This window comes from Methylobacterium variabile (genome assembly GCF_001043975.1).
Lineage (GTDB): Bacteria > Pseudomonadota > Alphaproteobacteria > Rhizobiales > Beijerinckiaceae > Methylobacterium > Methylobacterium variabile.
The window spans coordinates 1-10,815 of the sequence record NZ_LABY01000254.1 but is presented as its reverse complement, the minus strand read 5'-3'; the positions used below and the strand labels follow the sequence as shown (position 1 = coordinate 10,815).

Annotated in this window: 10 protein-coding genes; 9 read left to right on the top strand and 1 reads right to left on the bottom strand. The window is 71.8% G+C overall.

Annotated features, from left to right (window positions below; all coding sequences use genetic code 11):
- The first annotated feature begins 189 nt into the window (after positions 1 to 189).
- The 5 genes from ileS to VQ02_RS29470 all read left to right on the top strand — a co-directional run bounded on the left by ileS (position 190) and on the right by VQ02_RS29470 (position 7,620).
- On the top strand, positions 190 to 3,162 hold the full coding sequence (gene ileS, locus VQ02_RS29490) for an isoleucine--tRNA ligase (protein ID WP_048447814.1): 2,973 nt from the start codon (positions 190 to 192) through the stop codon (positions 3,160 to 3,162).
- Positions 3,163 to 3,168: 6 nt separating this feature from the next.
- The gene (lspA, locus tag VQ02_RS29485; protein ID WP_048447813.1) at positions 3,169 to 3,666 is read left to right on the top strand and encodes a signal peptidase II; all 498 of its coding nucleotides are present in this window, start codon (positions 3,169 to 3,171) and stop codon (positions 3,664 to 3,666) included.
- Between the two features lie 129 nt (positions 3,667 to 3,795).
- Positions 3,796 to 4,452, top strand: a complete 657-nt coding sequence (locus tag VQ02_RS29480) for a hypothetical protein (RefSeq protein WP_048447812.1) — start codon at positions 3,796 to 3,798, stop codon at positions 4,450 to 4,452.
- Between the two features lie 421 nt (positions 4,453 to 4,873).
- A complete protein-coding gene (locus VQ02_RS29475) occupies positions 4,874 to 6,241 on the top strand; it encodes a M16 family metallopeptidase (protein ID WP_157080863.1) in 1,368 nt (455 codons plus the stop codon).
- Positions 6,242 to 6,321: 80 nt separating this feature from the next.
- Positions 6,322 to 7,620, top strand: coding sequence for a M16 family metallopeptidase (locus VQ02_RS29470; protein ID WP_048447810.1), 1,299 nt, complete (start codon positions 6,322 to 6,324; stop codon positions 7,618 to 7,620).
- A 91-nt stretch (positions 7,621 to 7,711) separates the two neighbouring features.
- On the opposite strand, the gene VQ02_RS29465 is transcribed toward VQ02_RS29470, so the two are convergent.
- Positions 7,712 to 8,161 carry a cupin domain-containing protein gene (locus tag VQ02_RS29465; RefSeq protein ID WP_048447809.1) on the bottom strand — a complete coding sequence of 150 codons (450 nt, stop codon included), beginning with the start codon at positions 8,159 to 8,161 and terminating at the stop codon, positions 7,712 to 7,714.
- 313 nt (positions 8,162 to 8,474) lie between these two features.
- Between VQ02_RS29465 and VQ02_RS29460 the strand changes: the two genes are divergently transcribed.
- The 4 genes from VQ02_RS29460 (at position 8,475) to VQ02_RS29445 (ending at position 10,777) form a co-directional block, all read left to right on the top strand.
- Entirely contained in the window at positions 8,475 to 9,323 is an 849-nt protein-coding gene (locus tag VQ02_RS29460; RefSeq protein WP_083469521.1) for an urease accessory protein UreD, read from the top strand.
- 77 nt (positions 9,324 to 9,400) lie between these two features.
- Positions 9,401 to 10,021, top strand: a complete 621-nt coding sequence (locus VQ02_RS29455) for an urease subunit gamma (RefSeq protein ID WP_048447815.1) — start codon at positions 9,401 to 9,403, stop codon at positions 10,019 to 10,021.
- Positions 10,022 to 10,109: 88 nt separating this feature from the next.
- On the top strand, positions 10,110 to 10,379 hold the full coding sequence (locus VQ02_RS29450) for an AbrB/MazE/SpoVT family DNA-binding domain-containing protein (RefSeq protein WP_048447807.1): 270 nt from the start codon (positions 10,110 to 10,112) through the stop codon (positions 10,377 to 10,379).
- Positions 10,376 to 10,777, top strand: coding sequence for a type II toxin-antitoxin system VapC family toxin (locus VQ02_RS29445; RefSeq protein WP_048447806.1), 402 nt, complete (start codon positions 10,376 to 10,378; stop codon positions 10,775 to 10,777). The genes VQ02_RS29450 and VQ02_RS29445 overlap by 4 nt, the downstream gene beginning before the upstream one ends.
- Positions 10,778 to 10,815 lie beyond the last annotated feature (38 nt).

Genomic DNA, 10,815 nt, shown 5'->3' with positions numbered 1-10,815 from the left:
GCTAGAAGCGCCGGATGACCGAATCGCACCCGCGCTGCGCCGCCATCCGGCGAATTACGAGCCCGGCTTCCGCCTGAGGGCCGCGTCGCGCGGCCGTGCGGAGGCCGGGTTGCTGCCGCTTTCGCCGCGATTCCCTCGGCGCCCGGGCCGTGTCGCGCCCGCCCGCGCCCCAGACGAGCCTCGACCATCATGACCGAGACGAAGCCCGCCGCCGGGCGCGATTACTCCGAGACCCTCTTCCTGCCGGTCACCGACTTCCCGATGCGGGCCGGCCTGCCGCAGCGCGAGCCGGAGATCCTGGAGCGCTGGGCGCGGATCGGCCTCTACGCCCGGATCCGCGAGGCGGCGGCCGGCCGGCCGAAATTCGTGCTGCATGACGGCCCGCCCTACGCCAACGGCCACATCCACATCGGCACGGCGCTCAACAAGATCCTGAAGGACATCGTCGTCCGCACGCAGGGCGCGCTCGGCCAGGACGCGAACTACGTCCCGGGCTGGGACTGCCACGGCCTGCCGATCGAGTGGAAGATCGAGGAGCAGTACCGCGCCGCCGGCCGCAACAAGGACGAGGTGCCGGTGGTCGAGTTCCGGCGCGAGTGCCGGGCCTTCGCCGAGCACTGGCTCTCGGTGCAGCGCGAGGAGTTCAAGCGCCTCGGTGTCACCGGCGACTGGGACCACCCCTACCTGACCATGGCCTATCCGGCCGAGGCCGCGATCGCCCGCGAGCTGATGACCTTCGCGATGACGGGCCAGCTCTACCGCGGCTCGAAGCCGGTGATGTGGTCGGTGGTCGAGAAGACCGCGCTCGCCGAGGCCGAGGTCGAGTACGAGGATCACGTCAGCGACACCATCTGGGCCGCCTTCCCGGTCGTCGACTCCCAGGCGGCACCGGACCTGCAAGGCGCCCGCGTCGTCATCTGGACCACCACACCCTGGACGATTCCCGCCAACCGGGCCGTCGCCTATTCCCGCAAGGTTTCCTACGGACTTTATCGTGTCGTTGCTGCTCCTCAAGAGAACTGGTCTCAACCTGGTGTTCGTTACGTTGTTGCTGACAAACTGGCGGGCGACGTCTTCAAGGCAGCGCGGGTCGAGAGCTACGAGCGACTGAGCGACGTTTCTCCTGAGGCGCTGGCCGGCCTGACCCTGGCGCATCCCCTGGCGGGCTGGAATCCCGGCTACGGCCACGCCGTGCCGATGCTGGAGGGCGAGCACGTCACCGACGAGGCCGGCACCGGCTTCGTCCACACGGCGCCGAGCCACGGCCGCGAGGACTTCGATGTCTGGATGGCCAATGGCCGCGGCTTGCGCGAGCGCGGCATCGACACGGCGATCCCCTACACGGTCGATGCCGACGGCGTGCTGACCGAGGCCGCTCCCGGCCTGACGGGCAAGCGCGTCCTCGACGAGAAGGGCCAGAAGGGTGATGCCAACAAGGCGGTGATCGCGGCGCTGACGCAGGCAGGCACCCTCGTCGGCCGCGGCACGCTCAAGCACAGCTACCCGCATTCCTGGCGCTCGAAGAAGCCGGTCATCTTCCGCAACACGCCGCAATGGTTCATCGCCCTCGACAAGCCGGTGGCGACGCTCCACGACGCGACCTTGCGCGACGTGGCCCTGCGCGAGATCGCGGTCACCCAGTGGGTGCCGCCGCAGGGGCAGAACCGCATCACCGGCATGATCGCCAACCGGCCCGACTGGGTGGTGTCGCGCCAGCGCGCCTGGGGTGTGCCGATCACCGTCTTCGTGAACCGCGAGACCGGCGAGATCCTACGCGACGAGGCGGTCAACGCCCGCATCCACGCCGCCTTCGCGGCGGAGGGCGCTGATGCCTGGTTCACCGATGCCGACGGCGCCCGGTTCCTCGCGCCCGACCACGACCCGGCCGCCTACGAGAAGGTGACCGACGTCCTCGACGTCTGGTTCGATTCCGGCTCGACCCACGCCTTCACGCTCGACGATCCGCAGGAATTCCCGGGGCTTGCCGGCATCCGCCGCCGCCGCGACGGCGGCGGCGACACGGTGATGTACCTCGAGGGCTCGGACCAGCACCGCGGCTGGTTCCACTCCTCGCTGCTCGAATCCTGCGGCACCCGCGACCGCGCGCCCTACGACGTGGTGCTCACCCACGGCTTCGTCCTCGACCCCAAGGGGGAGAAGATGTCGAAGTCGAAGGGCAACGTCGTCGCGCCCCAGGACGTCATCAAGGGCTCGGGCGCCGACATCCTGCGCCTGTGGGTGGCGGCCTCGGACTACACCGACGACCTGCGCATCGGCCCGGAGATCATCAAGACGTTCTCGGAGACCTACCGCAAGCTGCGCAACTCGCTGCGCTGGATGCTCGGCACCCTCGCCCATTACCGGCCCGAGGACCGGGTGGCGCCCGAGGCGATGCCGGAGCTCGAGCGCTTCATCCTGCATCGGCTGGCCGAGCTGGATACCGAGATCCGCGACGCCTTCCGCACCTTCGACACCAAGCGGGTGGTGGCGCTGCTCAACGGCTTCATGACCGGCGACCTGTCGTCGTTCTACTTCGACGTGCGCAAGGATGCGCTCTACTGCGACCCGATCTCGTCGCAGACCCGGCGGGCGGCGCTGACCGTCGTCGACGAGGTGTTCCGGCGCGTCACGGTCTGGCTCGCCCCGGTCCTCGCCTTCACGGCCGAAGAAGCCTGGCTCGCGCGCACCCCGTCCGAGACCGGCTCGGTCCACACCGAGACCCTGCCGGAGACCCCCGCCGCGTGGCGCGACGAGGCCTTGGCCAAGCGCTGGGCCAAGATCCGCCGGGTGCGCCGGGTGGTGACCGGGGCGCTCGAGATCGAGCGCGCCGCCAAGCGCATCGGCGCGAGCCTGGAGGCCGCGCCGCGGGTCTTCGTCGCCGATCCGGAGTTGCTCGCCAGCCTCGAGGGCATCGACTTCGCGGAGGTCTGCATCACCTCAGACATCGCGGTCGAGGCGGGCGAGGGCCCGGCCGACGCCTTCCGGCTCGACGAGGTCCGGGGCGTCGCGGTGGTGCCAGCGCTGGCGGAGGGCCGCAAATGCGCCCGCTCGTGGAAGGTTCTGGAGAGCGTCGGCAGCGATCCGGACTACCCGGACGTGACGCCCCGGGACGCGCAGGCCCTGCGGGAGTGGGACGCCCTGCACGCCGCCGCGGCCGAGTAGCCGAGGATGCGCCCCTTCGCCTTCGGCGCGCTGACCGCGCTCGCGACCCTGGTCCTGGATCAGGCGAGCAAGCTCGGCCTGCTGTTCCTCGCCGACCTGCCGGTGCGCGAGCCCGTGGTGCTCGCGCCCTTCGCGCAGCTCATCGTGGTGTGGAACCGGGGTGTCTCCTACGGGCTGTTCCAGCAGGACAGCGCCCTCGGTCGCTGGATCCTGGTGGGAGTCTCGCTGGTGGCCTCGGTGGCGCTCGGGGTGTGGATGGCCCGGGCCGGCAGCCGCTGGCTCGCCGGCTCCCTCGGCCTGATTGTCGGCGGGGCGATCGGCAACGCCATCGACCGCGCCGCCTACGGCGCGGTGTTCGACTTCGTCCACCTCCATGCCGGCGGCTGGTCCTGGTACGTGTTCAACGTGGCGGATGCCGGCATCGTCTTCGGGGTGGTCGGGCTCGTCTATGACGGGCTGGTGCTGGAGCGCCGCCGCGACCTGGCAACCCGCGGTCCGACCTGAAACGAGCTGTGTGTCGCCGGCGCCACGCCCGATCCCGGCGTTGCGCCCGCCTACGGCCACGCCATACCTTCGCCCGAAACCGCCACCACCCAGTCTCTCAACGAGGGGGCGGAACAGGCAGGGGCCAGCATGCTCGACAAGCGCACGATATTCGCCGTAGCGATTGCCGCGGGGCTCGCCGCCTCGGCCGGGGCCGAGGCCCAGGAGGGCGTCGCCATGAAGAACGCCCTCTCGTCGATCGGGCTCATCGAGCCCGAGCGGCCGACGATCACCTATCGCGAGCGCGCGCCCCTGGTGCTGCCGCCGAAGATGGACAAGGCCGCCCTGCCGCCGCCGGTCGACCGCCGCGCCGTGCGCGAGGCCAACCCGCAATGGCCGACCGATCCCGAGACCGTCGCCCGCGACCGCCGCGCCGCCGATGACCGCAAGCCGATCACCCGCGGCTACGGCGGCCGGATGAGCGACAACAACGCGACGCTGCCGATCCAGGAGATGCGGGCCGGCCGGCGCGAGGGCGCGGGCCTGCAGACCGAGCCGACCTACAAGCCGGGCGACAACGTCAAGGAGTCGTTCTGGCTCAACCCGATGCAGCTGTTCGCCGGCAAGAAGGACGACGACGCGGAGGCTTCCGACGTCGAGCCCTCCCGCGACTCGCTGACTGAGCCGCCGACCGGCTATCGCAAGCCGCCGAACGGCAAGCTGGCCCGCACCGAGAGCGGCCCGAAGGGCATGATCAGCGACCGCGAGCAGGCCGATCCCGGCGTCTACCTGCGCTCGCGCCAGTAACGTTTCCGAGATTCGACTCAGTCCGGCACCCCGGGTCGCGCGAGCGGCCCGGGGTTTTTCCCATGACGAGACCCGCTCCAGACGCAGGACTGGGCCGGCCGCTGACGCTAGGGCCGATCTGGCGGACCGAGCGTCAAGCTTCCGCAGAACCGCCGGCCACGCTTCATCTGGTGGAACTCGGGTCCGATCTGCGTGCCGTGCATTTCTCCGCAGTCTTCGGGTCCACGCTGCCACAAAATGCTCTAGAACAGGGTCTCTAACGGTCGGTGACCAGGGTGGTCGGCCGACGAGCTGCCTCACCCCCCGCTGGCCCGTGACTCGCATGAGCCGCAAGCCTCGCTTAAGTGAGCCGGTTCACGATCCAACACGGGCGGCCCCTTCGGCCGCTCGGCTAAGGTAGATCAGGATGCCCCCATACAGGATGCGCCCCGCCCCCGGCCTCGTCTGCCCCGTCAGCGCCACCCTGCGCACCGACGCGGCGCCCTTCGGCCGAGCGGAGGCGGGCGGTCCCGAGGTGGCGTCCTTCGTGCTCGACAACGGCCTCGACGTCGTGGTGGTGCCCGATCACCGCGCCCCCGTCGTCACCCACATGGTCTGGTACCGCAACGGCTCGGCGGATGATCCGCTCGGCCAGTCGGGCATCGCCCACTTCCTCGAGCACCTGATGTTCAAGGGCACCGAGACCCACCCGGTCGGCGCCTTCTCGAAGGCGGTGTCGAGCTTGGGCGGCCAGGAGAACGCCTTCACGTCGTTCGACTACACCGCCTACTTCCAGCGCGTCGCGCGCGACAACCTGAAGACCATGATGAGCTTCGAGGCGGACCGGATGACCGGCCTGATCCTCGACGACGCCGTGGTGGCGCCGGAGCGCGACGTGGTGCTGGAGGAGCGCCGGATGCGGGTCGAGACCGACCCCTCGGCCCAGCTCTCGGAGGCGATGGCGGCCTCGCTGTTCGTGCACCACCCCTACGGCATCCCGATCATCGGCTGGATGCACGAGATCGAGGAGCTGAACCGCACCCACGCCCTCGACTACTACCGCCGCTTCTACACCCCGGAGAACGCCATCCTGGTGGTGGCCGGCGACGTCACCGCCGACGAGGTGCGCCGCCTCGCCGAGACCACCTACGGCGCGGTGGCGCCGCGGGGCGCCCGGCCGCAGCGCCTGCGGCCGCGGGAGCCGGAGCCGCGGGCGGCGCGGCGCCTCAGCGTGGCCGACCCGAAGGTGGAGCAGCCGACCCTCCAGCGGCTCTACCTCACCCCTTCCTGCATGACGGCCCGGGACGGCGAGAGCCACGCCCTCGAGCTGCTCGCCGAGGTGCTGGGCGGCGGGCCGACCTCCTACCTCTACCGCAGCCTGGTGCTGGAGCAGGGCGTCGCGGTGAATGCCGGCGCCTGGTACATGGGCTCGGCCATCGACGACACCCGCTTCTCGGTCTACGCCGTGCCGGCGGAGGGCGTGAGCCTGGAGAAGCTGGAGGAGGCCCTCGACCGGGCGCTGGCCCGGGCCTCGTCCGAGGCGCTCTCCGCCGATGCCATCGAGCGGGCGAAGACCCGCCTCGTCGCCGAGACGATCTACTCCTCCGACAGCCAATCGTCGCTCGCCCGCATCTTCGGCTCGGCGCTGGCCATTGGCGAGAGCATCGAGGAGGTGCGCCGCTGGCCGGCGGAGATCGAGGCCGTGCAGGCACCCCGCCTCGCCGCGGTGGCCGAGCGCTACCTGGTGCCGGCGCGCTCGGTGACCGGCTACCTGACCAAGGGCCGGGAGGCCGCGGCGGCGGCCGCCTGAGCCCGCATCCACGCCACCGCCCGGGGCAAGCGCGCCGCCGGGCGGACCCGCACCGCACTGAAAGCCAACAAGAGGTCCTCATGACCCCGGCCGACGCCGTCACCCGCACTGCCGCCGCCACGGCGTCCTCCTCCCCCGCCCAGGCGCGCCCCGTCCTCTCCGCCCGCGGCATCGAGGCCTGGCACGTCGAATCCCCGGTCGTCCCGCTGATCGCCCTCGCCTTCACCTTCGAGGGCGGCGCCGCGCAGGACCCGGAGGGCAAGGCGGGCACCGCGCAGATGCTCGCCCGCCTCCTCGACGAGGGCGCCGGCCCGCACGATTCCGACGCCTTCCAGGAGCGCCTGGCCGCCCGCGCCATCGAGCTGAGCTTCCACGCCGGGCCCGACGCCATCGGCGGCTCGCTCAAGATGCTGGTCAAGCACGCCGACGAGGCGATCGAGCTCCTGGCCCTCGCCCTCGCCCAGCCCCGCTTCGACCAGGCGGCGATCGAGCGGGTGCGGGCCCAGATGCTGGCTGGGCTGCGCTACCAGCAGAACGACCCCGGCGTGATGGCCTCGCGCCGCTTCTTCGCCGAGGCCTATCCGGGCCATCCGTACGGCCGGCCCTCGTCGGGCACCGTCGAGAGCGTGTCGTCGATCACCCGCGACGATCTCGTGGCGATGCACCGGCGGCTCCTCGCCCGCGGCCGGGTCAAGGTCGCGGCGGTCGGCGCGATCAATGAGGAGGCGCTGGTGCGGGCCCTCGACGCCGCCTTCGGCGCCCTGCCGGAGGGTGGCGCCCTGACGGCGGTGCCGGCGACGTCGATCACGGGCTTGGGGCGGCGCATCGTCGTCGACCTCGACGTGCCGCAATCGGTGCTGCGCTTCGGCACCGACGGCGTGCCGTGGCGCGACCCCGACTTCATCCCGGCCTACGTGCTCAACCACATCCTGGGTGGCGGCGCCTTCACGTCGCGGCTCTTCCAGGAGGTGCGCGAGAAGCGCGGCCTCGCCTACTCGGTCGGCACCTCCCTGGTGAGCCATCGGGCCGCCTCGATGACCTGGGGCTACACCGCGACCAAGAACGAGCGCGTCGCCGAGTGCCTGACGGTGATCGCCGACGAGATCGCCCGCCTGACCAGCGACGGCCCGTCCGACGACGAGTTGCAGAAAGCCAAGGACTACCTCACCGGCTCCTACGCGCTCGGCTTCGACACCTCGACCAAGATCGCCCACCAGCTGGTGCAGATCGCCTTCGAGGGCCTCGGCATCGACTACATCGCGCGCCGCAACGGCCTGATCGGCGCGGTGACCCAAGCCGACATCCGCCGTGCGGCCGCCCGCACCCTGGGCGACGGCAAGCTCTTGGTGGTGGCGGCCGGGCGGCCGACGGCGATGTGAGGCGGCGTTCGAGGACGGGACCGATCCTCGAAGGCACTCTCGCCCCTTCCCCGGACGGCTGACGCGTCAGTCGTCCGGGAGACCGGGCGTTCTAAGCACCCTCCGACGCCATCACGTCCCCTTCCGCCGGCCGTAAGGAGTCGAGCTCCGGCAGCAGCACCACGCTCTCCTGCTCGTTCGGGTCGGTGCGGGCGATCACCGCCGTGCAGGTCTCGGTCCGGCTGGCGTTGTAGGGCAGGTGCGGCACCCCGGCCGGGATGTAGACGAAGTCGCCGGTCCGGCTCCATAGGTGGTGCTCGAGCCGCGGGCCGTACCACATGCCGGCGACGCCCGAGAGCACGTGGAGCGCCGTCTCGTGCGCCTCGTGCAGGTGGGCCCTGGCCCGCGCCCCCGGCGGCAGGGTGACGAGCTGCATGTGCAGCCCCTTCGAACCGACCGACTCGGCCGAGACCGCCGGCGCGTAGGTGAGGGCCTGCTTGCCGACGAAATCGGGCCCCGGGCGCACGACCCGGCAGGTGTTCGGCGCTGACAACTCGTCCATGGCGCGTCCTCCGCGAGAGCCGCCATCCTAGGCGGATTCGGCGCTGCGGGCGCGCGTTATCCGCGCGGGCCCGCCGGGAGGGCGAAGGTCCCCACCCACGCCTGCATCGATCACACGCCGTCGCCGGAAGCCGGACGGTCCGGCCAGGCCCCCGCGGGGCCCGGGCCGGGCGGCACGGTTCGCGGTCGTAGGGGATCGCCGCGCCGGATCATGCCCGCGGGGGCTTGATCGGGCCCGCGGGGCTTGCCTGCGGGGCCGCCGCCGCGGTCTAAGCGTGGCCGAGAGGGCCGTCCGCGCCCGCCCCGGCTTCCCGATGCACCAGCCACCCGCTTCCGACGCTCTCCGCCGCCAGCGCTCGCAGGGGCGGGTCGCGCTCGCGGTCGCCCGGATGCCCGGCGGCGCCACCCGGATCACCGACCTCGCCGAGTCCGGCCCCCTGCGCCTGCGCCTGCCGCGGCCGGAGCCGGGGCCGATGGAGGCGGTGCTGCTCAACAGCGCCGGCGGCATCGCCTGCGGCGACCAGTTCACGGTCGAGGCGCGGCTGGCGGACCGGGCCGACCTCGTCCTCACCACCACGGCTGCGGAAAAGATCTACCGCTCGGACGGGCCGGTGACGCGGCTCGACGTGACGCTTGCCCTCGAATCCGGCGCCGCCCTGGCCTGGCTGCCGCAGGAGACGATCCTGTTCGACGGCGCCCGCCTCGCCCGCAGCTTCGACGCGGAGATCGCCGCGGACGCCCAGCTCACCCTGTTCGAGGCCCTGGTGTTCGGCCGCGCCGCCCGCGGCGAGGTGGTGCGGGAAGGCGCGCTCGGCGACCGCTGGCGCATCCGCCGGGCCGGACGGCTCGCCTACGCCGACACGCTCCGCCTCGATGGGGACATCGCCGGCCGGCTCGCCCGGCCGGCGATCGCGGGCGGCGCCCGCGCGATGGCGACGCTCCTCCACGTCGCTCCCGATGCCGAGAGCCGGCTCGACCAGGCGCGGGCGCTGATCGAGGCGGCGGGCTGCGCCGCTCTCGCGGTCGAGGCCGGGGCCAGCGCCTGGAACGGCCTCATGGTGCTGCGCCTCCTCGGATCCGAGATCGGGACCCTGCGCCTCGCCGCGGCGCGGATCCTTGAGGGGTTCCGCGGCCGCCCCCTGCCGCGGGTGTGGCAGACGTGACGCCGGCGGCTCGGTTCTTGCCTCCGAGCTGAGCCTTGTGAAGGATGGAGGCCAACCCTGACACAGAGGACCCGCCCGTGCTGCTGACACCCCGCGAGAAGGACAAGCTCCTCGTCGCCATGGCGGCCATGGTGGCCCGCAACCGCCTGGGCCGGGGCGTGAAGCTCAACCACCCGGAGGCGGTGGCGCTGATCACCGACTTCGTGGTCGAGGGCGCCCGGGACGGCCGCACCGTGGCCGAACTGATGCGCCTCGGCGCCCAGGTGCTCACCGCCGACCAGGTGATGGAAGGGGTGCCGGAGATGATCCACGACATCCAGGTCGAGGCGACCTTCCCGGACGGCACCAAGCTCGTCACCGTCCACCACCCGATCCGCGGCACGCCGGCCGCCGACGTGCCGGGCGCCGTGACCACGCCCGACGGCGAGATCGTGTTCAACGAAGGCCTGCCCCGCACGGTGATCGAGGTCGCCAACACCGGCGACCGGCCGATCCAGGTCGGCTCGCACTACCACTTCTTCGAGACGAACCCGGCGCTCCGCTTCGACCGCGACAAGGCCCGCGGTCAGCGCCTCGACATCGCGCCGGGCACCGCAGTGCGCTTCGAGCCGGGCTCGACCCGGGAGGTCGCGCTGATCCCGATGGGCGGCGGGCGGGCGGTGTACGGATTCCGCGGCGACGTGATGGGCAGCCTCTGAGCAAGGTTGTCCTGGCGGTTGCTCCTTCACCCGACCAAGTTCCTGGGATCGGTCACTCGAGCGAGCGGCAGATGAAGCGGGAGGCAGAATGCGGCACTTCGCACTCACGCTGACGCCGGAGGGGCAAGTCACCCTTCCGGCCGAGGCCCGCGACGCTCTTGGCGTCGCGCCGGGCGAGCAACTCTCGCTCGTCGTGGACGACGAGGGACGCGCGACCCTGGAGAAGCCCGACGCCCTGCACCGCCTGAGGAGCATCGCCCGCCGGGCACGCGCCCGCGTCCGGCGGACCACACCCAGCGACGACCCGATCGGCGATTACCTCCTGGCCGAGGACGAGCGCACGAAGTCGGGCCGATGATCGGGATCGATACGAACGTCCTGCTTCGCTACGCGCTCGACGACGATACCGGACAATCGCCGCGAGCGGAGACCCTGCTGGAGAGCCAGGACCGCTCGGCCGAGCCGGCCTTCGTCAACCTGGTCGTCCTGATCGAATTCGTCTGGACGTTGACGCGTCAGGACGGCTTCCGGAAGGCCGACGTCATCGCCATGCTCGACGCGCTGCTGGCATCCCGCGTCATCATGCTCGCCGACAGGTCCGCGGTCGCCGCGGCGGTCGAGGCGTGGCGCACCGGCAAGGCGGGCTTTCAGGATTACCTGATCGGCTGCCTCAACCAGGAGCGCGGCCTGAGGACGACCTTCACCTTCGACGCCGTCGCGGCGAAGCACCCCTCCTTCTCGCCCATGCCCGCCTGACCGGACCACGCCTGCCCATGTCCCTCCCCCCCGAGTCC